Origin of the sequence: Streptomyces sp. MNU76 (assembly GCF_020982545.1) — a bacterium.
Taxonomy (GTDB): domain Bacteria; phylum Actinomycetota; class Actinomycetes; order Streptomycetales; family Streptomycetaceae; genus Streptomyces.
Genome location: NZ_JAJKLK010000019.1, coordinates 943,689 through 964,694, shown reverse-complemented (window position 1 = coordinate 964,694; position 21,006 = coordinate 943,689). Strand labels below are relative to the sequence as shown.

Here is a 21,006-nt window from a genome sequence, read left to right as displayed (position 1 = left end):
GAATTTCGGGCATCGAACGGACAGCCCATGAACCGCCTCGATATCGTGGTGGCACCTTTCGCACAGCCTGCCCAGCCGGCCCCTACGCATCGCCGAGGACCCACGCTGCCTCCGCACCGTCTTCCACGCCTCCCCGGCCAGGTCGCCGTCCCGGAGCAGGCCCACACTCCCGGCCCCTCGGCCCTGGAGCGGTTCAACCACGCCCCCGCCGAGACCGCCCGGCAGGCCCTGCTCGCCTGCCTGCGCAGCCTGCGCTGGGCGCACCGCCTCACCGACCACCGGCCCTACCCGGACCTGGGCGCCCTGCTCGCCGCGTCCGACGAGGCCGCGTACGACCTCACACCGGCGGACCTGGCGGAGGCCCTGGCGGGCGAGACCCTGCCCGCCCTGCCCGACGACACCTACGGGGTCGCCCACACCGCGCTCAACGCCGCGCACGCCGCGTACGAGGCCCGCTTCGGCCATGTCTTCGTCATCGCCCTGGACACCACCCGCCCGGACGAACTCCTCGACCGCACCCTGGAGGGCATCCGCTCCCGCCTCTCGAACGACCCGGAGGAGGAGCGCGTGGTGGTGGCCGAGGAACTACGCCGCCTGGCAAGAACCCGCCTGACCACCCGCATCAGCCCCACGAACACCTGCCCGGTGCCGTAGACCGCGGGAACCGCGTGTTTTCGGGAGCGCGGGGAGCTGCGCTTGTAGGGGCGCGGGGAACCGCGCGAACAACCCCCACCCACCCGCACCCGGAATCCAACCCGCACCCCGCCCCGCCCCGCCCGGTACTCACCCTTACGTGCGCCTTTGTATGCCAGTTTGATCACACCAACCCTCCCGGCTTAAGCCAAGTGCAACGACGTCGCTACCATGGCCGGGGCCGGTGGACCGTACCCGGCCGGGTCAGACCGACAAGCAAGCCGGCCGGCCCCAATCCCCGCTCCCGGAGGGTTCTTCCGTGCCGGCTGGAACGCTGTACCGCGGCCGGGAAGGAATGTGGTCCTGGGTGGCTCATCGAGTCACCGGCGTCCTCATCTTCTTCTTCCTGTTCGTACACGTGCTGGACACCGCTCTCGTCCGTGTCTCCCCCGACGCCTACGACAAGGTCGTGGCCACGTACAAGACGCCGATCGTCGCGCTGCTGGAGTACGGCCTCGTCGCCGCCGTCCTCTTCCACGCGCTCAACGGTCTTCGGGTCATCGCCGTCGACTTCTGGTCCAACGGCCCCCGTCACCAGAAGACGATGCTGTGGTCCGTCGTCGGCGTCTGGCTCGTGCTGATGATCGGGGCCCTGTACCCCGTCCTCGGTCACGCCGTCCGTGAAGTCTTCGGGAGCTGAGGCAGATGTCCGCCACTGAAACCACCGCCTCCGGCATCGGCCCCGTCGAGGGCGCCGGTGAACTGTCGGGCTACAGCCCCGACAACCCGGCCCCCGTCATCGAGCCGCCCCGCAAGCGCACCAAGAAGACCCCCCGGTCGACCCGCGGCAACTTCGAGATGGTCGCGTGGCTCTTCATGCGTCTGTCCGGCATCGTCCTGGTCGTCCTGGTCGTCGGCCACCTGCTGATCCAGCTCGTCCTCGACGGCGGCGTCTCCAAGATCGGCTTCGCGTTCGTCGCGGGCCGCTGGGCCTCGCCGTTCTGGCAGACCTGGGACCTGCTGATGCTGTGGCTCGCGATGCTGCACGGCGCGAACGGCCTGCGTACCGTCATCAACGACTACGCGGAGCGCCCGAACACCCGGCTGTGGCTCAAGGGCCTGCTCTACACCGCCACGGTGTTCACCATCCTGCTGGGCACGCTGGTGATCTTCACCTTCGACCCGAACATCCGCTAGGCACGGGGCTGAGGCAACCGATCATGAAGATCCACAAGTACGACACCGTCATCGTCGGCGCCGGCGGCGCCGGTATGCGCGCGGCCATCGAGTCCACGCAGCGCAGCCGCACCGCCGTGCTGACCAAGCTGTACCCCACCCGCTCCCACACGGGCGCCGCGCAGGGCGGCATGGCCGCCGCGCTCGCCAACGTGGAGGAGGACAACTGGGAGTGGCACACCTTCGACACGGTCAAGGGCGGTGACTACCTGGTCGACCAGGACGCCGCCGAGATCCTGGCGAAGGAGGCCATCGACTCCGTCCTCGACCTGGAGAAGATGGGCCTGCCGTTCAACCGGACCCCGAACGGCACGATCGACCAGCGCCGCTTCGGCGGTCACAGCCGCAACCACGGCGAGGCGCCGGTCCGCCGGTCCTGCTACGCGGCCGACCGCACCGGCCACATGATCCTCCAGACGCTCTACCAGAACTGCGTCAAGCACGGCGTGGAGTTCTTCAACGAGTTCTACGTCCTGGACCAGCTGATCACCGAGGTCGACGGCGTCAAGAAGTCGGCCGGTGTCGTGGCGTACGAGCTGGCGACCGGCGAGATCCACATCTTCCAGGCGAAGGCCGTGATCTACGCGTCCGGCGGCTGCGGCAAGTTCTTCAAGGTGACGTCCAACGCGCACACCCTGACCGGTGACGGCCAGGCCGCCGTCTACCGTCGCGGGCTGCCGCTGGAGGACATGGAGTTCTTCCAGTTCCACCCGACCGGCATCTGGCGCATGGGCATCCTGCTGACGGAGGGCGCCCGCGGTGAGGGCGGCATCCTCCGCAACAAGGACGGCGAGCGCTTCATGGAGAAGTACGCGCCGGTCATGAAGGACCTCGCGTCCCGTGACGTCGTGTCCCGCTCCATCTACACGGAGATCCGTGAGGGCCGCGGCTGCGGTCCCGAGGGCGACCACGTCTACCTCGACCTCACGCACCTCCCGCCGGAGCAGCTGGACGCCAAGCTCCCGGACATCACCGAGTTCGCGCGCACCTACCTCGGTATCGAGCCCTACACGGACCCGATCCCGATCCAGCCGACCGCGCACTACGCCATGGGCGGCATCCCGACGAACGTCGAGGGTGAGGTCCTCAGCGACAACACCACCGTCGTCCCCGGTCTGTACGCCGCCGGTGAGGTCGCCTGTGTCTCCGTGCACGGCGCCAACCGTCTCGGCACCAACTCGCTGCTCGACATCAACGTGTTCGGGCGCCGGGCGGGCATCGCGGCCGCCGAGTACGCCCAGAAGGCGGATTTCGTCGAGCTGCCGGAGAACCCGGAGTCCCTGGTCGTCGAGCAGATCGAGCGGCTGCGCTCCTCCACGGGCAACGAGCGCGTGGCGGAGCTGCGGCGCGAGCTGCAGGAGACCATGGACGCCAACGTCATGGTGTTCCGCACCGAGCAGACGATCAAGACGGCCGTCGAGAAGATCGCCGAGCTGCGCGCGCGCTACAGGAACGTGGCGATCCAGGACAAGGGCCGCCGGTTCAACACCGACCTGCTGGAGGCCGTCGAGCTGGGCAACCTGCTCGACCTGGCCGAGGTCATGGCCGTCTCCGCGCTGGCCCGCAAGGAGTCCCGCGGTGGTCACTACCGCGAGGACTACCCCAACCGCGACGACGTCAACTTCATGCGTCACACCATGGCGTACCGCGAGGTCGGCGACGACGGCTCCGAGACCGTCCGCCTCGACTACAAGCCGGTCGTCCAGACCCGCTACCAGCCGATGGAGCGTAAGTACTGATGGCAACTCCGACTCTGGACAAGGCGGACGCGGCAGGCAGCCCCGAGCCCGGCTTCGCCAACTCCCCGTACATCACGGTCACGTTCCGCGTGCGCCGCTTCAACCCCGAGGTCGCGGCCGAGGCGGTCTGGGAAGACTTCCAGCTGGAGATCGACCCCAAGGAGCGCGTCCTCGACGGTCTGCACAAGATCAAGTGGGACGTGGACGGCACGCTGACGTTCCGCCGTTCCTGCGCCCACGGCATCTGCGGGTCGGACGCCATGCGGATCAACGGCAAGAACCGTCTGGCCTGCAAGACGCTGATCAAGGACATCAACCCCGAGAAGCCGATCACGATCGAGCCCATCAAGGGCCTCACGGTCCTCAAGGACCTGGTCGTGGACATGGAGCCGTTCTTCCAGGCGTACCGGGACGTGATGCCCTTCCTGATCACGAAGGACACCAACGAGCCGACGCGTGAGCGGTTCCAGACCGCCGAGGACCGTGAGCGCTTCGACGACACCACGAAGTGCATCCTCTGCGCCGCGTGCACGTCCTCGTGCCCGGTGTTCTGGAACGACGGCCAGTACTTCGGTCCGGCCGCGATCGTCAACGCCCACCGCTTCATCTTCGACTCGCGCGACGAGGCCGGCGAGCAGCGGCTGGAGATCCTCAACGACCGTGACGGCGTGTGGCGTTGCCGTACGACGTTCAACTGCACGGACGCCTGCCCGCGCGGTATCGAGGTCACCAAGGCGATCCAGGAGGTGAAGCGAGCGCTCATCACGCGCCGCTTCTGATCCCCGTCGCGGCAACGGCCGCGGCAACGCATGAGGAAGGCCCGCAGGATCACCTGCGGGCCTTCCTCATGCTCGGGGCGTGCGCGGCGGGCGTGCGACCCGGGCGTGCCCACGCACGAGGGCCCCGTCCCCGCGCGGAGCCTTGGGGGAAGCTCCGGGGTGGACGAGGCCCTTCGGTCGATCACCTGAACGGCGATCCTCCGCACTCAGCCGCGCAGGACACGACCCTGCGAGTCGGTGCGGTCGTTGCTCGTGAGGAACAGGATGCCGTCGATCAGGGACCAGAAGCCCAGACCACCGCAGGTGAGGAGCTGGGCGACGCCCACGCCGACCGAACCGACGTAGAACCGACCGATGCCGAGCGTGCCGAGGAAGAGCTGCAGAATGCCGGCGACGATCTTCGACTTGTCGGAGTACGGGCGACCCTGCGGGTCGTGGCCGAAGGGAGCGTCAGGGGTGGGGACGGTCATGGAAGTAACTCCTGGATGTACTGACTGAAATACCGAAGCGGATTGCTCCGGGAGCGATCACAGGAGAGAAGGCGCGGCAAAGAACCTGCGGCGATCGGGCACGGCAAACACCGGCCGACGATCGAGCACGACGTAATCCCCCGTCATCCCCCCTGTAGCCGTTGCAGCGTAATGAGACGTGAGGGGCGGATGGGAGTGGATCCGGGCGATCGTTCCGATTCCGTGATCCGATTCCAGCCAACTTGCGACAACTGAGCAACATAAAGCGGGCGTAAGGGATTTACGGGGGCCGCGCGGGCTCGGTGCATGCTCGGTGCAGGCTGCGTGCGGGCTGCGTGCGGGCCGGCTCAGTGCAGATTGCGGACGATCGTCCACGTCACGGCCACGCCCAGGATCAGCGCCTGGGTGCGGGGCTTGAGCCCGGGGCGCCAACGGCGGCCGCGCAGCCCCTCGAAGGCCCAACGGCCGAGCAGGGCGAGCGCGAAGGGCGCGGCGAGCAGCAGCATCCGGTTGTCGTGCCAGGCCGCGGTGAACTGGCCGTGCATCAGGTCGTACACCATGCGGGTGCCGCCGCAGGCGGGGCAGAGCAGCCCGGTGACATAGCGGAACGGGCACTGGGGCAGCAGATGGCCGGGCTCGTGCGGGTTGGTGCCGTACAGGTACGCGGCGCCCGCCAGCCCGGCGGCGGCCACCGCGAGGGGGGCCGCCGCCGGATGCCGGAGGGTGCTGAGACCGCGCTCAGCCACGCAGGACACGTCCGTTGGAGTCCGTGGTGTTGCTGCTGGTGAGCAGGATGATGCCGTCGACCAGCGCCCAGATGCCGAGGCCGCCGCAGGTGAGGAGCTGTGCGACGCCGAGACCGACGTGACCGATGTAGAAGCGGCCGACGCCGAAGGAGCCCAGGAACAGCGAGAGGACGCCCGCGACGATCTTCGACTTGTCGGAGTACGGGCGGCCGTACGGGTCGTACCCGTACGGGGCGTTGGGGTCGCCCGTGTACGCGCCGCCCGGCGTCGGGGGCACCTGGTAGCCGCCCTGGGGGTAACCGCCCTGCTGCGGGTAGCCGCCCTGCGCGGGGTAGCCGTAGCCGGGCTGGCCCGCGCCCGGCTGCTGGTAGCCGCCCTGCGGAGCCCCGTACGGGCCGGCGCCCGGCTGGCCGGGGGCGGCGTTCGGGTACCCGTATCCGGGCTGCGGCGGCTGCGGGGGCTGAGCGGGCTGCTGAGGCTGCTCGGTCACGGTACTGACTCCTGCGTGTTGTTTGCTTGAGCGGCTGAAAACTCTATGGGCTGTCCGTCATATTGCAGGAGGCAAGGGCCCGGAGAGAAGTTGTTACTTCGACCGGTCCCGCCCCGACTCCCGCATGTGGGCGGAGTCACAGCCCCTGATCACAGTTGGCTGAGGATCGTCGGGTCCGTGATCTCCGTGTCCTTGGCGAGCAGCATCGCCTTGCTGAGGATGACTGCGAGCATACGGTCGCCCTCGAAGGGGAGACAGCCGGTCTGCGGGGTTCCGTTCCTACCGCTGCTTCCGTTCCCGCCGGTGACGGCCGACTTGGGGACGATGCACGGATAGCGGTCGTTCGGGGGCATCCGGATGCTCCCGGAGCCGAGATGGATCCGGTACGTGTACAGCTTGCCCTCGACCTGGAGGAACCGCCCGTCGAACGTGCACCGGTCGGCGATCGCGAGCCGGGGGACGAGCCGCTCCAGCAGCACCCGACGGGTCTCGGCAACGTTGGCCCGAAGGCTGGCCCGGACGCTGGTCCGAACGCTCGGCCGATGCCAGGAGGACGACGACCCGCCGCCGGATCAGCTCCCGCACCGCCATCCGCTCCTCGGCGAGTTCGACCGCCCGGCCGTCGCCCCGCACCCCACTCGCCGTCTCTTCGACGAACGTCACCGTTGCCATGGCAGGACAGCAGGGGGCCGCACTGACAGGACCGACACTCAGTCCATGTCCTCCGACATGGGCTCGTACTCCTCCCACGCCTCCGGGTCCTTCTCCACGGCGCCGAGCAGCCGGTCGAACGCGACCTCGTCGTAGAGGATCCCGGAGTACTCCTCGCTGACCCGGTTCCCGTTGATCACGGCGGTGGGTGTGCCGGGTCCGCGCGGGTCGGAGCCCGCCTGCTCGTAGGCCTTCTCGGACCTGGTCACGAAGTCGCGGTACTTCATGGTCTTGACGGCGGAGTCGAACGCCGGAACACGCAACCCCTCCACCTCGGAGGCGAGTTCGAGCAGATACGCATCGGTGAAGCCGTCGACGATCTCCTCCGGCTGGTTCTCGTAGAGCACGGCGTGGTACTCGGCGAACTTGCCCTCCTCCAGCGCGGCGCGCAGGGCGTTGACGGCCTTCTTCGAGCCGCTGCCCCCCACTCTGTCGTCCAGGAAGGAGGCGAGGGTGTACTCGGTCACCACCGTGCGCCGCAGCGTCCGGTCACGCGCGGCCGGACCTCCGCCGGTCTGCTCGTACTCCTCGCAGTAGGGGCAGCGCGGGTCCTCGTAGAGACGGAGGGTGACCGGCGCGTGCGGATCCCCGACACGGATCGTCGTACCGTCGGCGTCCAGCTCCTCGGGCAGCTCCCCCAGGCTTTCGTACGCCGGCTTCCGCTCCACCGAGGTGGCACGCTCACCGCATCCACCGAGCAGCAGCCCCAGCGCCACGACCACCACGGCCGTCACCCCTCTTCTCCGCGCACCCACCGTCGAGAACGCCCCTCCCCCACTCGCCGACGGGCCGGATCACAGCCTGCGCGGCTCTCCTCCCTCAGCACCCGTCGTCCTCGCCCGGAACACCCACGGGCCTGACATGTCCGCGTACTGTACGACGTCCGGCGTTGCCCCGGCACTCGGAAGAAGACCTCTCCCGTCCCGTACAACCCTCGCGATCTCAACAAGTCTTACCTTGAGCCTGTTCGGCACGTCAGCGAAAGTCCGTTCGCCTCGCGATCGCAGCGCGGCCGCGTGCACAAATATGCGGATATCCGGGCAGGGCACCCCTACCAGCACGGGGCCCCAGCGGGCCCCGCGCCCACCGCAGGAGACGCATGTTCACGCGCAGGAACACCCGCCTGGTTCTCGCGACGGCCGCGGCCGTGTCGCTGACCGGCGGACTGCTCGGCCTCTCGACCGACACCGCGAGCGCCGCCCCCGCGAAGTACGCCGACGATTTCAACGGCGACGGGTACCGGGACTACGCGACCACCGACTGGGGGTCGTTCACGGTGACGTACGGGACGGCGACCGGCCCCGGCACCAAGGCCAAGACGTTCACGCAGAACAGCGCGGGTGTGCCGGGGAAGTCCGGCGACGCGGGCGGCTACGGCGACGGATTCGGTGAGGACCTCGCCGCCGCCGACCTCAACCGTGACGGCTACGCCGATCTGGCGGTCGCCGACCGCAGCGAGAAGGTGAGCGGGAAGGTCAGCGCGGGCGCGGTCACCATCATGTGGGGCGCCAAGTCCGGTCTCGGGACCAAGGCGACCAGGCTCCCCCTCAAGGCCAAGTCCCACCTCAGTTTCGGCAATGAGCTCGAGACCGGCGACTTCGACGGCGACGGCAAGGCGGACCTGGCGGTCGCCGACGGCATCGACACGGTCCACATCTACCGGGGTGGTTTCACCAAGACCGGCAAGACGGGAAAGGTCACCCGGCACACCCGCTCGAACCACGCCCGCACCCTGGAACCCACGGGGCTCGTCGCCGGGAAGGTCACCAGGGACAAGGCCACCGACCTGTACGTCCTCGGCCAGGGCTACCGCAAGAACAAGATGACCCAGGACGCCTGGTTGCTGCGCGGCGGCAAGACGGTCAGGTGGAGCGACAAGCTGGTCGCGATCAACAACACGGAGCCGGACTACGACCCGACCGGCGTCATCGCGGACTTCGACAAGGACGGCTACGGCGACCTGGCGGTCGGCGACACGTCGTACAACAAGGGCGCCGGCTCGGTGGTCGTCGTGCGCGGCGGGAAGAGCGACCCAACCACCAAGTACCGCCTCACCCAGGCCACTTCCGGCGTCGCCACGGCCGCGACGAAGAGCGACGGCTTCGGGTACGAGCTCTCCGCCGGCGACACGAACCGCGACGGCTACGCGGACCTCGCGGTGGGCGTTCCCGGGGAGAAGATCGGCTCGGCAAAGGACGCGGGCGGCTTTCACATCCTGCGCGGCGGCAGGAAGGGCTTGTCCGGCACCGGCTCCCAGTGGTTCAGCCGGACGACGGCGGGAGTGCCGGGCAACCCCGAGGAGTACGGGATGTTCGGCTCCGCCATCCGCCTGCGCGATCTCGACGGCGATGGCGACAAGGACCTCCTGGCCGGCAGCGTGAACCGCGCGACGAGCCTGCATTTCCGAGCGGGCGCGTCCGGGATCACGAGCGACATCGTGACGGAGCTGAGCCTGACCCCGACCTTCCCACAGTAGGACTACTGGTCCGGCGCGCGCGTGGGGCGTTGCCGCTTGGCTGGATTGCGTCCAACTCCCGTGACGGATGGGGCGGTTGATCACACACTGCCTCCATGACCAACCTGAGGAAAGCCGCGGCCGCACTGTCGGCCGCGGCCGCGATCCTGATCGCGACACCCCCACGGCCTCGGCAACGCCCGCCCCGCACGCCCCTCCAGCCACACGTACGGCGGCACGCTCGTCCGGGAGAACTTCGACCGCCTCCCTCTCGGCCCGGTGACACGGGGCCGAGGCTGGACCACCGACACCTCCGACGGCACCCTGACCGTCGCCCCCAGCTCCACCGGCCACGGCCGTGAACTCCGCGTCCACACCGAGGGCAACGGCCGCGCCTTCATGGTCCTGTCCGACCTCGCCCCGCGCGGCAACAGCTTCTGGGCCCGTGTGCGACTGCGCGTGACCGAGTTCCCGATCGCTCCGGACTGGGCCCACTGGACCCTCGCGGAGGCCTCCGGCCACGACTCCCCCACCCTGGTCCGCCCCCTCGGCGGCCAGTACGCCCCCACCGACAAGGGCAACTTCTGGGGCGTCGGCTCGGACCTGGGCCCGACGGGCGACTGGACGGCCTGGAAGACCACCTCGCCGGCCGTAGCGGGGAAGTGGCAGTGCGCGGAGTTCCACCTGGACGCCACCGACAACCGCGTCACGGTCTACTTGAACGGTGTGCCCCAGCCCGACCTGACCGTCTCCACTAAGAACCACGGCGGCACGCCGGACGACTTCACCTTCCCCACCTTCGACAAACTGAAGCTGGGCTGGCAGCTGTATCAGGCGAACCCGACCCCGGCGACGTTCGAAATGAGGATGGACGACATCGCGGTGAGCACACGACGGGTGGGCGGCTGCGCGGACTGACCAAGGGGGCCGCACACCACGCTTCTGCTGTTCTCGAAGCCAAGGCTCCCGAGGGGCCACTCGTTCTCTGCGAACGGGTGGCCCTCTCGCCTATACGCCCGGGAGACGCCACTCCGCCCACACCTCCTTGCCACCGCCGCCACGGCGCCCGTTGACGACGAGGTAATGCCCCCATTCATCGGCGCACGCCCTCGACAGCCACAGCCCCCGCTCTCGGTGTCGAGCCCCGGCCTTGGCGTCTGGCGCGGCAGACACGGGCTGCTGTCCCACACGCTCAACCGCAGCCGCCCCCTGAGGGAGCTTGAGGCGAGCGAGAACTCAACCTCGTGTCTCATCTCTTCGATCACGGACCCGGAGACCGCCAACTTCATTTTCTGTTGGCCTATTTACCGGGAAGGGGAAGATGTCTACGTGCAAAACCCGATCATCTTCCTGGATGACCCCGAAGAGCACTTCGATCCGCAAGAGCCTTGGCGATATGTGGAGGCGCGAAGTTTGGTCGATGAGGACGGAAACCAAATTTCTGAGTGGACGACGAACATCTCTCAGGTGCGGCGGTTCCGCGAGTCCATCGGGGGACAGTAGCCCACGTGCACGCGCAAATTTGAAGCCCCGTCAGGCCGTGCCTGGCGGGGCTTCAACGTGGTGTGACGGCAGTAGTTGACGGCAACGTCAGCGGACGGAGGCTACGCAGAACGGCGGTTCGTCACCGCCGTCGGGCTGGTTGCCAGTATCGGCGGAAGCTCGGAGGGCGTGGTCGAGTAGATCGATGGCGTCTCGCTGGAGGCGGATTCGGACGTGGGCGTAGACGGTGGCGGTGACGCCGATGTGGGCGTGGCCGAGTAGTTCCTTGATGACGACGAGTTCGACGCCCTGTTCCAGGAGCAGGGTGGCGGTCGAGTGGCGGAGGTCGTGGAAGCGGATGCGGCGGAGGCCGGCCTTGCCGAGGAGCGTGGTGAAGGTGCGGGTGAGGTTGGTCGGGTCGATCGGCCTGCCCTGGGGAGTGGTGAAGACGTGCCCGTTGTGCTGCCACGTGGTGCCTGCTGCCTCGCGCTCGCGCTGCTGCTGTTCGTGGTGGTGCTTCAGCGACTGGATGCAGCGGGCGGGGAGGGCGATTCGGCGCTCGGAGGCGCGGGTCTTGGTGGGCAGCGTGGTGAGGCCGCCTGCGCTGGTGCGCTGGAGAGTGCGGCGGATGGCGGCGGTGCCCGAGCCGAGGTCGAGGTCTTCCCAGTGCAGGCCGAGGAGTTCGCCCTTGCGGAGTCCGGTGTGGAGGGCGAGTTCGAACAGCGCGTGCAACCGGTGTCCGCGCGTGGCCGTGAGGAACTGGCGGGCTTCGTCGGCGGTGAGGGGTTCGAAGCGGCGGGGTCGGGGCGTGCCGGTGCGGACGTTGCGGGCGACGTTGCGCGGGATCTCTTCCTCGCGGACGGCGTGCTCCAGGGCGGACTTGAGTACGGAGTGGATGTACGTGAGCGTCAGTGGGGAGAGCCGCTTGGAGCAGCATGCTCCGGCGGCGCAGCAGCGGGGCTGATCGCGGTCGGCGTCGATGCCGCGTGCGCAGCACTGGCAGATGGTGCGGAGCTGGTTGAGCCAGGTGCGGACGTCCTTGGCGGTGATCTTGGTGAGCTTCTTCTTGCCCAGGCCGGGGAACAGGTACCGGTCGACGCAGGCGGCGTATCGCGTGTGGGTGTTCTCGCGGAGTTGATGTACGGCGACGTTCTCCAGCCAGTACGTCAGATACGCGGCCACGCTGCCCTGGGCGGAAGGGACGGGGAGGCCGCGGTTGCTGGCGGCGATCTTCTCGGTGAGCATGGCCAGAGCGTCCTTGCGGGTGGTGCCGTAGACGCGGACCCGCTTGCGGGTGTTCCCGGGGGCGAGGACGTATCCGGCGGCTTCCCAGCGGCCGTCCTTGCGTTGGTAGACAGTGCCGTCGCCGTTCGCGCGCACGCGGCGGGAGGCGGGGGTGTCACGGGGCGTGGTCATCAGGCGGCGGCTTCCTGTTCGAGTCGGGTGGTGATGAGGGAGTCGAGCGCGGGGGCGGGGATGCGGCGGGCGCGGCCGAGGGTGATGGAGGGGAGTTGCCGGGTGCGGATGAGGTCGTAGACGGCGGTGCGGCCGAGTTGGAGGCGTTCCATGACCTGGGGGACGGTGAGGAGTTCGGTGCCGGCGGTCACGCGAGGGCCCCCGTCCGGACAGTGCTGGTCAGCCGATGAGTGGCGTGGCCGACCCTTCATATCCGTCACCGGGCTCACCGAGGGCGGTGGCCGACGTTGCCTCCAGCGGGGAGCGAAGCTCCCAGCGCCCCACCATCGTCCGGTCCCTCTCCGCCTTGCCTTCGGAACATGCACTCGGCCGTTCGCCGGGCTGGCGTACGGCTTCCTGCGCGTACCCGCCCCCCGGGGCAGGCCACCGGCCCAAGACCCGACAATGCCTGCGAGGATCGGCGCACGCGCGTTCGGAGATCGGCTCCGTGGGGTGAAGCCCGGTGCCAGCACAGGTCGGTCCCCGTATGCTGGCCTCGGTAGTCACATCCCGTCCCTGGTGGAGGTCCCGATGAGCACACCCGACGCGGAGTACTTCGGCTACCCACCGCTTCGGCCCCGCGTTTCGGTCGAGGAGCTGCTGGCCGCGAAGAACACCCAGCCGATCCGGTCCCTGGACGACCTCGCCGCCGACACCTTCGAGTCAGACGAGGAACTGGAGGAGTTCCTAGCCTTCACATACGCCGAGCGCCACCGCGACGTCGCCTGAGCCGCCGCCGTGCAACCCGTCATCCTCGACACCGACGTCGCCTCGCTGTCCCACAAGCGCAAGCTCACCGGCCCGCTCGCCACCAGGCTCATCGGCCGCAAGCCGCTGATCACCTTCGTGACCTTCGGCGAACTGACCAAGTGGACCGAGATCCGCCACTGGGGCCCCCGCAGCCGCCAGGAACTCGCCGACTGGCTCTCCGGCGTCCCGATCCTGCCCGGCGACGAAGCCGTCGCCGCAACCTGGGGCCGTCTGTCAGCCGCGGGCATCCAGCGCGGACGACCACGCCCGATCAACGACATGTGGATCGCGGCCTGTGCCCTCACCTACGACCTGCCGCTGGCCACGCTCAACCTCAAGGACTACGAGGACTTCCAAGCCCACCACGGTCTGCGCACCCTCGGTACGGAGTAGCCGCCGGCGCAGCCGGACCGGGCTCCCGGACGAGGCAGCGGCCCGTGACCAGGCCGACCAGAAACGGGCTGTCGGCGCGTCGCCTCCGACAGAGAGCGAAGCTGGCCCCCTGCGAGCGGCGAACCCGTCTCGCCCCGCCCCCGCACTGCCTGACTGGCGGACGCACGAACCTTGCCGCACGCAGACCGAGGGCTGCGGAAGCCCACCGCCGGGCCGCCGCGTGGACCCAGCCCTGCCTGATTGGTCAAGACCCTTGACGGCAGTAGTGACGGCAACAACCACGAACAACCCTGGCCGAACCCGGACGTCAGCGGACCAGCGAATATCACTTGACCTGCGAAAACGCAGGTGGGGAGGGGGCGCTTAGCACACGTACTATGTGCTGGCGGGGACCACGCCGGTACTCGTTCACAACAGCAACTGTGATCTTCCTGAGGGATACACCTCTTCCCCTGCGCTCAAGGGTGATCCATATCATCCGGACTCCGTCGCCGCAGGGTGTACCCCGGCGACGGCTAAGGCGCCGTCAACATCGACAAGCGCGTGGAGATCCTGCTGCCCGAGGGGGCCCCGAGCCCCGCCTCGCTGACGCAGATCGTGTCCACGGGTGACGCCACCGGCGACGGCCGTACCGACTTCTTCGCCACCGCGGGCGACGAACTCTGGGCCCTCACCGGCTACCACGGCGCCACCATCGACCAGGCCACCCGCCTGGCGGCGTCCACCTGGACCGAGCGCGACATCGTCACCGTCCTGGACATCACCGGCGACGGCGTGACGGACATGGTGTACCGCACGGACAAGCACGCCCAGCTCATGCTCCGCAAGGGCAAGGCCGCGAGCGGCGGCGGCACCGACCTGGACTCCCTGTCCTCCGGCGCCGACTCCTCCGGCGGCACCGACCTCGAGTACGGGTCCGCCGGCTGGTCCAGCGCCAACATCCCGCTGCTGATCGGGACCCCGGACGCGAACAGGGACGCCATTCCCGACGTCTGGACGGTGCGTTCGGACGGTTCGGTCCGCTTCTACGCCGGCGGCAAGGCCGTCCTGGCGGGCTCGGGTACGGAGATCGTGGCTCCCGCGAGCCACTGGAAGACCCGGATCGCCATCGGCTGACCGCGTCACCGGGTGAAGGGCTCGGCAGGGGGCGACCCTGCCGAGCCCCTCGCGACGTCAGGGCACCGCCGGTCCCACGGCACGAGTGCTGTCGCTCCCACCGATACAGACCCCGGCGATCTAATCTGACGACATGTCAGACAACGAGTCGTACGACCTGCTCGGTTTCGACAACGTCCTCCTCCCCGTCGGCGACCTCGGCGAAGCCGTCTCCTTCTACGAGCGGGCCGGGTTCGAGGTGGCGTTCCGGCTGGACGAGGCCGGGATCGCGGGGCTGAAGGTCGGCAAGGAGACGCCCGGACTGCTGCTGCGGGCGGAGGAGGAGTTGCGGCAGCGGCCGCCCGTGTGGGCGTCCGCGCGGGTGTGGCTGGAGGTGCCCGACGCGCGGGCCGCCGCGCGGGCCCTCGCGGCGGCCGGTGTGCCGCCGCTCGACGCCCCCTTCTCCGTCGCCACCGGATGGACCGTCGAGTTCGCGGATCCCTGGGGGAACGTCATCGGCCTCACGGACTACAGCAAGCGGCCGGAGCTCGCCCGCACCGGATGACCGATCGGCCGTCCACCCGTTCACCCCACCGACCGGTTGAACGTGTTCAAAAATAGCGATACAGTCGCCCCCAGAGCGCTTTGAACGCGTTCAAGAATGCCACTGAGGGGTGGGGACATGGATCTCACGGTCGTCGCGTACGTCGTCTATTCGCTGGTCAGCGTGGGGCTGACGGTTTGGGTGGCGCGGACGCTCAGCAGGAACGGGCGGATCTTCCTCTCGGACGTGCTGCGGGGGAACGAGACGCTCGCGGACGCCGTGAACCATCTCCTGGTGGTCGGGTTCTACCTCGTGAACCTGGGCTTCGTGGCGCTGTACCTGAACGCCGACGGCGCCATCAGCAGCCCCCGCGAGGTCTTCGAGGCGGTGTCGGCGAAGCTCGGCGTGGTGCTGCTCGTGCTCGGCGCGCTGCACCTGGGCAATGTGTTCGTGTTGAACAGGTTCCGGCGGCGGGGCGTCATGGAACGCGAGCAGCTGCCGCCGGTCCCGCCGCAGGCCTGGGTCGCTCCGGCAGGCCGCGTGTGAGCGCCACGGCCGGGCCGGCCACCGTGGACCGGGGCGCCGAGCGCGTCCCGGTCCACGGGCTCACCGTGCTCTACGACGCCGGGTGCGGGCTGTGCGCCTTCCTGCGGGAGTGGCTGGGCAGGCAGCGGCAGTTGGTTCCGCTGACGTTCGTCGCGGCAGGCTCGGAAGAGGCACATCGGCAGTTCCCGTCACTCGATCACTCGGCGACGCTGGAGGAGATCACGATCGTGGGGGACGGCGGGCAGGTGTACCGGGGGTCCGCCGCCTGGATCGTATGCCTGTGGGCGTTGCGCGAGCACCGGCCGCTCGCGCACCGGCTGAGCACCCCGGCGGGGGCCCGGCTCGCGCGCACCGCCGTGCTCACCGCCGCGAAGTGGCGGGGCGCCCACCGGCAGCCCGGCTCGGGCTGTGGGAGCGACGGGGCCGAGCTGAGCGGGTGGGCGTACGACCGGCGGTACGGGTGGGTCTACCGGCCTCCGGGTGACTGCGACACCGGTACCTGCCCGACTCGTTAGGCTCTGCCCGTGCCCGCAGCGAACGACAGCCCCAGCCCAGAGCCCTTCGACGACCAGCTCGACGCGGAGCCCGGCGGCCCCGGGTCGGCAGCGTCCGTGGCCGGTGGCGGCGGCCCCGGGGACGACACGGAGCAGTCCGGCCCCCGGGGCAGCACCGCCAAGTCCGAGCAGACCCGCGCGCTGATCCTGGAGACCGCGCTGCGGCTCTTCCAGGAGCGCGGGTACGACAAGACGACGATGCGGGCCATCGCGAAGGAGGCCGGGGTCTCCGTCGGCAACGCGTACTACTACTTCGCCGGCAAGGAGCATCTGATCCAGGGGTTCTACGACCGGATCGGCGCGGAGCACCTGGTGGCGGTGCGGCCCGTGCTGGAGCGGGAGAAGGATCTGGAGGCGCGGATCGCCGGGGTGCTGAAGGCGTGGCTGGACGTGGCGGAGCCGTACCACGAGTTCGCGGCGCAGTTCTTCAAGAACGCGGCCGATCCGCAGAGCCCGCTGAGCCCCTTCTCCCCCGAGTCGGAGGGGCCGCGCGAGGAGTCCATCGCCATCCACCGCGAGGTGCTCGCCGGGTCCAAGGCCAAGGTGCCGGACGAACTCCGGGAGATTCTCCCCGAGTTGATGTGGCTCTCCCTCATGGGGCTCGTCCTGTACTGGGTCTTCGACCGGAGCGAGGGGCGCGCCCGCAGCTACCGGCTGGCCGAGCGGGGGGCCCGGCTGACCACCCGGGGGGTCTCGCTGGCCCGCTTCCGGGCACTGCGGCCGCTGGTCCGCGAGGTGCACGAGCTGTTCACGGACTTTCTGCCGGGGATGACGAAGGCAGAGCCGGGGGTCGAGGGGCGGGCGGCGGAGTGATCACTTTCGGGTGAACGGGATCGAACGGGACATCCCTCGTCGAGCCTGCTTACCATGATGGTCTCGACACCAGCCCATGGGAGGCACGTGATGTCCGCAGCAGCTGTCGAGCGGTCGCACGAGGAGCGGGCGCTGATCGCCGAAGCGAACCACATCATGGAGAGCGTTCCGGGCCTCCGCGTCGAGATCATCGGAGACCAGATCCTCGTGAGCCCCGCACCGGACGGCCCTCACTCCGAGGCGCTGATGCTGTTCGCCGCCCCCTTCATGCAGCTGGGCCTGGTGCGTGCGCTTCCGGGCATCGGCCTCTGGCTGCCCAGCGGCCCCGAGGACTACGCCATCCCCGATCTGTCGGTCGTCGACGACGACTACCGCGATCACCTGGTGGAGAATAGCTGCTACGACCCGATGTGCTTCCGCCTGGTCATGGAGGTCACCTCCAACAACTGGAAGACGGACCTGCAGACGAAGGTCACCCACTACGCCAAGGCCCGCGTCCCCGTCTACGTGATCATCGACCGCAAGCACCAGCGCCTCCACGTCCTGACCGATCCGGCGCGGGGAAGCTACGCCAAGCACGGCATCCACATCCCCGGGGAGCTCGTCACGCTCCCCGAGTCCGTGGGCGGCAAGGTCGTGCTTGACGTCGAGCGTCTCCTCAAAGCCGGTCTGTCCTGAACTAGTTGATGGCGTCCACCTCCCCCTCCGCCGCCCCCGCCAGCTCCACGTCGTACACCAGAGGCTCTTCGCCCACGACCACCTGACGCGTACGGGACGCGGACGTCGCTGAGGGCGTCGCCAGCAGATAGGGGCCCGGGCCGGGGGCGGCCACGATGTACGAGCCGTCCGCCAGTGATGTCACCCGGTCCAGCTCACGGCCGCCTCGCGACAGCAGGATCACCTCGGCGCCCTCGACCGGCTCGCCCTCCGCCGTGCGGACGAAGCCATGGATCGCGGAGGCGTGGTCTTCGCCGTCCACCGAGGGCGGCTGAACCGCCGGAGGCGCTTCCTCCCTCGGCTCCACCGCCACGTGCGGCAACCACCTCTCCAGCCCGGCCGGCAACCACCAGTTCGCCTTGCCGAGCAGATGCATCGCGGCCGGCACCAGTGCCGTACGGAGGACGAAGGCGTCCAGGGCGACGGCGGCGGCCAGGCCGATACCGGCCATCGCCGCCTCCAACTCGCCGCTCAGGACGAACGCGCTGAAGACGCACATCATGATCAGGGCGGCGCAGTTGATGACCCGGCTGGTCTCGGCGAGGCCGACGCGGACGGCGCGGGCGTTGTCCTTGGTGTGGACCCACTCCTCGTGCATCCGGCTGACCAGGAAGACCTGGTAGTCCATGGAGAGGCCGAACAGGAGCGAGAGCATGATGACCGGGAGGAACGCGGCGATCGGTCCCTCCTTGCCGATGCCGAGGAGTTCCGTTCCCCAGCCCCACTGGAAGATCGCCACCAGCACCCCGAAGGACGCGGCCGCCGCGACGAGGTTCATCAGCGCGGCCGTCAGGGGCACCAGCAGGGAGCGGAAGGCGACCAGCAGCAGCAGGAAGCCCAGCACGACGATCGCCGCGATGAAGTAGGGGAGGCGGTCGCCCGTCACCGAGGCGAAGTCCTTCGAGACCGCCGTCACCCCACCCACATGGGCCTCGGCCCCGGACGCCGGGATGACGTCCTCGCGCAGCCGGTCGATGAGCCGGTCCGTCTCCTCCGCCTGCGGTGAGGTCGTGGGGACGACCTGGATCACCGTGACGCCGTTCGTGGGCGGTAGGGCGGCCGCCTGGGCCACTCCCTCGATGGACTCGATGCGCGCGAGCAGCCCCTCGGTGTCGGTTCCGTCCACGACGACCTGGAGGGGGCCGTTGAAACCGGGGCCGAAGCCCTCCGCCAGCAGGTCGTAGGCCTGGCGGGTCGTCGTGGTGTCGCCGTGGTTGCCCTGGTCGGAGGTGCCGAGACGGATCGACAGGACGGGAATCGCGAGGACCAGCATGACGACGAGGGCGAGCACGGCGGTGGAACGCGGACGCCGCTCGACGTACGCCGACCAGCGGGCCGCGAGGCCGCTCGTCAGCTCGGGTTCGGGGCCGGTGACGGCGAGGCGCCGGCGCTCGCGGCGGCTGAGGACGCGCGGGCCGAGGACACCGAGGAGCGCCGGCAGCAGGGTGACGGCCACCAGCACGCTCAGGACCACCGTCAGCGAGGTCGCGATGACGACGCCGTCCAGGAAGCGGAGGTTCATCACCAGCATTCCGGCGAGCGCGATGCAGACGGTGCCGCCCGCGAACAGCACCGCGCGGCCGGAGGTGTTGAGTGCGGTGACCGCGGCCTCCTCCGGTTCCATGCCGCGCAGGATGCCGCGCCGGTGCCGGGTGACGATGAACAGGGCGTAGTCGATGCCGACGCCGAGACCGATGAGCGAGCCGAGCAGCGGGGCCACGTCCGGGATGTTCGTGGTGTGGCTGAGCAGGGCCGTGGCCATCAGTCCGGTGCCGACCCCGGCGACGGCGACGACGATCGGCAGCAGCATCGCGAAGAGCGAGCCGAAGGCGAGGAAGAGGACGACCGCCGCCGCCAGGATGCCGACCGCCTCGGACGTGCCCTGGGAGACCTGCTGGCTGCGCGCGATGGCCTGGCCGCCCAACTCGACCTGGAGACCGGCCTGTTCGGCGCCCTGCGCGGTCTCGATGACGTTCTCGACCAGGTCCTTGGGGACCGAGTCCACCTGCTCGGTGAAGGTCACCTGCGCGTAGGCGATGGTTCCGTCGCGGCTGATGCCCGCACCGCCGCCTGCCAGGTCCCCGTCGTCGTACGGGCTGGTGACGTCCCCGACACCCGCCATCCGGCCGATCTTCGCGAGCGCGGGCTCGATCCGGGACCGTACGGCCTCGTCGTCGACCGCCCCCTCGTCCACCTTCCACACCACCGTGTCGGTGTCGCCCGTGCGCTCGGGAAAGGCCTTGTCCAGCAGGTCGTACGCGTACTTGGAGTCCGTGTCCGGGAGGGAGAGGGCGTTCGTGTAGACCATGCCCGCGCTCGTGCCGGCGAAGCCGACGCCGAACACGGTTCCCACCCACAGCAACAGGACCACCAGCCGGTGTCGATAGCACCACCGTGCCAAGGTCGCCATGATGAACTCTCCTTGTCGTGCAGTCGATTGGTCGTCGGTCGATTGGTCGTCGGTCGGTCCACCAGGTCCTGATCTCACCCTCGGCCGCGGCGGGGGCCGGGCGACATGGCCGGGCCGAAACTCTCAAGGAACTCCAAAGCGGAGCGGCTGCATCCGGCAACTCCGGTGCGGATACTGAGGACATGACCGGAACCGAGCGAGCGAACGCTGGCCACGAGCGAGCGGCCTGCGGCCAGGAGGACGCGGCGGCCTCCGGCCACGAGGGGGCGACCGTGCTCGTCGTCGAGGACCAGCCGAGCATCGCGGACGTCCTCTCCATCGCCCTGCGCTACCACCGTTTCGAGGTGATGACGGCCGGTACGGTCCGCGAGGCGCTCGCGCTCGCCGAGCGCACCCGGCCCGACGTGGTCCTGCTGGACGTGATGCTCCCGGACGGCGACGGGCGCGCCCTGGGCCGCGAACTGCGCTCCCGGCGGCCGGAGTCGGCGCTCGTCTTCCTGACCGCCCGGGACGCGCCCGCCGAGATCGTGGGCGCCCTCGGCTTCGGCGACGACTACATCACCAAGCCGTTCGACATCGAGGTGGTCGTCGCCCGGCTCACCGCCGTCCTGCGCCGTACCCGGCGCACCGACGTGCTGCCCCAGCGCCCGCCGCTGCGCTACGGCGACCTGGAACTGGACGAGACGACGTATTCGGTGCGCCGGGAGGGCCGCACGGTGGAACTGACGCCCACCGAGTACGCCCTGCTGCGGTTCCTGGTGCGCAACGGCGGACGGGTCGTCCCCAAGGAGCAACTCCTGCGCCACGTCTGGCAGTACGAGCACGCGCCGGCCGACTCGACCGTCGTGGAGACCTACATCAGCTATCTGCGGCGCAAGCTGGACACGCTCGGCCCACCGGTGATCACCACCCGGCGGGGCGTCGGATACGGCCTCGCGTGATCCGTTCCGGAAGGCCGCGCAGGCCGTGTCGGCGGCACGGCCTGTAC

General features: G+C 69.4%; 24 protein-coding genes and 1 pseudogene. 17 read left to right on the top strand and 8 right to left on the bottom strand.

From position 1 onward, the window contains the following. The first annotated feature begins 27 nt into the window (after positions 1-27). The 5 genes from E4N62_RS30885 to E4N62_RS30865 all read left to right on the top strand — a co-directional run bounded on the left by E4N62_RS30885 (position 28) and on the right by E4N62_RS30865 (position 4,387). On the top strand, positions 28-654 hold the full coding sequence (locus E4N62_RS30885) for a 2-oxo-4-hydroxy-4-carboxy-5-ureidoimidazoline decarboxylase (protein ID WP_230219695.1): 627 nt from the start codon (positions 28-30) through the stop codon (positions 652-654). A gap of 298 nt (positions 655-952) precedes the next feature. Next, on the top strand, positions 953-1,333 hold the full coding sequence (gene sdhC / locus E4N62_RS30880) for a succinate dehydrogenase, cytochrome b556 subunit (protein ID WP_308185863.1): 381 nt from the start codon (positions 953-955) through the stop codon (positions 1,331-1,333). A gap of 5 nt (positions 1,334-1,338) precedes the next feature. Then, the gene (locus E4N62_RS30875) at positions 1,339-1,830 is read left to right on the top strand and encodes a succinate dehydrogenase hydrophobic membrane anchor subunit (protein WP_230219694.1); all 492 of its coding nucleotides are present in this window, start codon (positions 1,339-1,341) and stop codon (positions 1,828-1,830) included. A 23-nt stretch (positions 1,831-1,853) separates the two neighbouring features. Continuing rightward, positions 1,854-3,608 (top strand): succinate dehydrogenase flavoprotein subunit, encoded by a 1,755-nt coding sequence (sdhA, locus tag E4N62_RS30870; RefSeq protein ID WP_230219693.1) that lies wholly within the window; start codon positions 1,854-1,856, stop codon positions 3,606-3,608. Next, entirely contained in the window at positions 3,608-4,387 is a 780-nt protein-coding gene (locus E4N62_RS30865; RefSeq protein WP_184904368.1) for a succinate dehydrogenase iron-sulfur subunit, read from the top strand. Before sdhA ends, E4N62_RS30865 begins: the two co-directional genes overlap by 1 nt. 206 nt (positions 4,388-4,593) lie before the next feature. Here E4N62_RS30865 and E4N62_RS30860 read toward each other — a convergent pair whose 3' ends face one another. The 5 genes from E4N62_RS30860 to E4N62_RS30840 all read right to left on the bottom strand — a co-directional run bounded on the left by E4N62_RS30860 (position 4,594) and on the right by E4N62_RS30840 (position 7,529). Then, positions 4,594-4,857, bottom strand: coding sequence for a TM2 domain-containing protein (locus E4N62_RS30860; RefSeq protein WP_033525300.1), 264 nt, complete (start codon positions 4,855-4,857; stop codon positions 4,594-4,596). A 347-nt stretch (positions 4,858-5,204) separates the two neighbouring features. Further along, a complete protein-coding gene (locus E4N62_RS30855) occupies positions 5,205-5,603 on the bottom strand; it encodes a DUF2752 domain-containing protein (RefSeq protein ID WP_230219692.1) in 399 nt (132 codons plus the stop codon). Next, a complete protein-coding gene (locus tag E4N62_RS30850) occupies positions 5,596-6,093 on the bottom strand; it encodes a TM2 domain-containing protein (RefSeq protein ID WP_184904371.1) in 498 nt (165 codons plus the stop codon). Before E4N62_RS30850 ends, E4N62_RS30855 begins: the two co-directional genes overlap by 8 nt. Before the next feature lie 149 nt (positions 6,094-6,242). Continuing rightward, positions 6,243-6,572 carry a hypothetical protein gene (locus tag E4N62_RS30845; protein WP_308185860.1) on the bottom strand — a complete coding sequence of 110 codons (330 nt, stop codon included), beginning with the start codon at positions 6,570-6,572 and terminating at the stop codon, positions 6,243-6,245. A gap of 231 nt (positions 6,573-6,803) precedes the next feature. After that, positions 6,804-7,529: a thioredoxin domain-containing protein gene (locus tag E4N62_RS30840; protein ID WP_230220286.1), complete on the bottom strand. Its 726-nt coding sequence runs from the start codon at positions 7,527-7,529 to the stop codon at positions 6,804-6,806. Between the two features lie 374 nt (positions 7,530-7,903). Between E4N62_RS30840 and E4N62_RS30835 the strand changes: the two genes are divergently transcribed. The 3 genes from E4N62_RS30835 (at position 7,904) to E4N62_RS30825 (ending at position 10,762) form a co-directional block, all read left to right on the top strand. Further along, positions 7,904-9,280, top strand: a complete 1,377-nt coding sequence (locus E4N62_RS30835) for an FG-GAP and VCBS repeat-containing protein (protein WP_230219691.1) — start codon at positions 7,904-7,906, stop codon at positions 9,278-9,280. Between the two features lie 258 nt (positions 9,281-9,538). Continuing rightward, entirely contained in the window at positions 9,539-10,177 is a 639-nt protein-coding gene (locus tag E4N62_RS30830) for a hypothetical protein (protein WP_230219690.1), read from the top strand. Between the two features lie 165 nt (positions 10,178-10,342). Beyond that, a complete protein-coding gene (locus E4N62_RS30825) occupies positions 10,343-10,762 on the top strand; it encodes a hypothetical protein (RefSeq protein WP_230219689.1) in 420 nt (139 codons plus the stop codon). An 87-nt stretch (positions 10,763-10,849) separates the two neighbouring features. Here the strand turns inward: E4N62_RS30825 and E4N62_RS30820 are convergent, their stop codons facing one another. Together E4N62_RS30820 and E4N62_RS30815 are read right to left on the bottom strand one after the other, a co-directional pair. Then, complete coding sequence (locus E4N62_RS30820; RefSeq protein WP_230219688.1) at positions 10,850-12,157, bottom strand: site-specific integrase; 1,308 nt, start codon at positions 12,155-12,157, stop codon at positions 10,850-10,852. Beyond that, entirely contained in the window at positions 12,157-12,348 is a 192-nt protein-coding gene (locus E4N62_RS30815; protein WP_155058002.1) for a helix-turn-helix domain-containing protein, read from the bottom strand. Before E4N62_RS30815 ends, E4N62_RS30820 begins: the two co-directional genes overlap by 1 nt. A gap of 379 nt (positions 12,349-12,727) precedes the next feature. On the opposite strand from E4N62_RS30815, the gene E4N62_RS30810 reads away from it, so the two are divergent. The 8 genes and pseudogenes from E4N62_RS30810 (at position 12,728) to E4N62_RS30775 (ending at position 17,569) form a co-directional block, all read left to right on the top strand. Then, positions 12,728-12,925 (top strand): hypothetical protein, encoded by a 198-nt coding sequence (locus E4N62_RS30810; RefSeq protein ID WP_230219687.1) that lies wholly within the window; start codon positions 12,728-12,730, stop codon positions 12,923-12,925. 9 nt (positions 12,926-12,934) lie between these two features. Next, positions 12,935-13,339: a type II toxin-antitoxin system VapC family toxin gene (locus E4N62_RS30805; protein ID WP_230219686.1), complete on the top strand. Its 405-nt coding sequence runs from the start codon at positions 12,935-12,937 to the stop codon at positions 13,337-13,339. A gap of 498 nt (positions 13,340-13,837) precedes the next feature. Beyond that, positions 13,838-14,455 (top strand): annotated as a pseudogene (locus E4N62_RS30800) (hypothetical protein); the annotation flags it as partial. Positions 14,456-14,588: 133 nt separating this feature from the next. Beyond that, positions 14,589-14,999, top strand: a complete 411-nt coding sequence (locus E4N62_RS30795) for a VOC family protein (RefSeq protein ID WP_230219685.1) — start codon at positions 14,589-14,591, stop codon at positions 14,997-14,999. A gap of 117 nt (positions 15,000-15,116) precedes the next feature. Continuing rightward, positions 15,117-15,524: a hypothetical protein gene (locus E4N62_RS30790; RefSeq protein WP_230219684.1), complete on the top strand. Its 408-nt coding sequence runs from the start codon at positions 15,117-15,119 to the stop codon at positions 15,522-15,524. After that, positions 15,521-16,039 carry a DCC1-like thiol-disulfide oxidoreductase family protein gene (locus tag E4N62_RS30785; protein WP_230219683.1) on the top strand — a complete coding sequence of 173 codons (519 nt, stop codon included), beginning with the start codon at positions 15,521-15,523 and terminating at the stop codon, positions 16,037-16,039. The genes E4N62_RS30790 and E4N62_RS30785 overlap by 4 nt, the downstream gene beginning before the upstream one ends. 96 nt (positions 16,040-16,135) lie before the next feature. Beyond that, the gene (locus E4N62_RS30780; RefSeq protein ID WP_374117110.1) at positions 16,136-16,891 is read left to right on the top strand and encodes a TetR family transcriptional regulator; all 756 of its coding nucleotides are present in this window, start codon (positions 16,136-16,138) and stop codon (positions 16,889-16,891) included. A gap of 90 nt (positions 16,892-16,981) precedes the next feature. Continuing rightward, positions 16,982-17,569: a Uma2 family endonuclease gene (locus E4N62_RS30775; protein WP_230219682.1), complete on the top strand. Its 588-nt coding sequence runs from the start codon at positions 16,982-16,984 to the stop codon at positions 17,567-17,569. Position 17,570: 1 nt separating this feature from the next. Here E4N62_RS30775 and E4N62_RS30770 read toward each other — a convergent pair whose 3' ends face one another. After that, positions 17,571-20,018: an MMPL family transporter gene (locus E4N62_RS30770; protein ID WP_230219681.1), complete on the bottom strand. Its 2,448-nt coding sequence runs from the start codon at positions 20,016-20,018 to the stop codon at positions 17,571-17,573. 272 nt (positions 20,019-20,290) lie between these two features. On the opposite strand from E4N62_RS30770, the gene E4N62_RS30765 reads away from it, so the two are divergent. Next, a complete protein-coding gene (locus tag E4N62_RS30765) occupies positions 20,291-20,959 on the top strand; it encodes a response regulator transcription factor (protein ID WP_230220282.1) in 669 nt (222 codons plus the stop codon). Positions 20,960-21,006 lie beyond the last annotated feature (47 nt).

Bases quoted from the DNA above. Each gene is read 5' to 3' on its own strand.
- E4N62_RS30885 (WP_230219695.1), top strand. From the start codon at position 28: ATGAACCGCCTCGATATCGTGGTGGCACCTTTCGCACAGCCTGCCCAG.
- E4N62_RS30875 (WP_230219694.1), top strand. From the start codon at position 1,339: ATGTCCGCCACTGAAACCACCGCCTCCGGCATCGGCCCCGTCGAGGGC.
- sdhA (WP_230219693.1), top strand. From the start codon at position 1,854: ATGAAGATCCACAAGTACGACACCGTCATCGTCGGCGCCGGCGGCGCC.
- E4N62_RS30865 (WP_184904368.1), top strand. From the start codon at position 3,608: ATGGCAACTCCGACTCTGGACAAGGCGGACGCGGCAGGCAGCCCCGAG.
- E4N62_RS30860 (WP_033525300.1), bottom strand. From the start codon at position 4,857: ATGACCGTCCCCACCCCTGACGCTCCCTTCGGCCACGACCCGCAGGGT.
- E4N62_RS30835 (WP_230219691.1), top strand. From the start codon at position 7,904: ATGTTCACGCGCAGGAACACCCGCCTGGTTCTCGCGACGGCCGCGGCC.
- E4N62_RS30825 (WP_230219689.1), top strand. From the start codon at position 10,343: ATGCCCCCATTCATCGGCGCACGCCCTCGACAGCCACAGCCCCCGCTC.
- E4N62_RS30820 (WP_230219688.1), bottom strand. From the start codon at position 12,157: ATGACCACGCCCCGTGACACCCCCGCCTCCCGCCGCGTGCGCGCGAAC.
- E4N62_RS30810 (WP_230219687.1), top strand. From the start codon at position 12,728: ATGAGCACACCCGACGCGGAGTACTTCGGCTACCCACCGCTTCGGCCC.
- E4N62_RS30795 (WP_230219685.1), top strand. From the start codon at position 14,589: ATGTCAGACAACGAGTCGTACGACCTGCTCGGTTTCGACAACGTCCTC.
- E4N62_RS30790 (WP_230219684.1), top strand. From the start codon at position 15,117: ATGGATCTCACGGTCGTCGCGTACGTCGTCTATTCGCTGGTCAGCGTG.
- E4N62_RS30775 (WP_230219682.1), top strand. From the start codon at position 16,982: ATGTCCGCAGCAGCTGTCGAGCGGTCGCACGAGGAGCGGGCGCTGATC.
- E4N62_RS30770 (WP_230219681.1), bottom strand. From the start codon at position 20,018: ATGGCGACCTTGGCACGGTGGTGCTATCGACACCGGCTGGTGGTCCTG.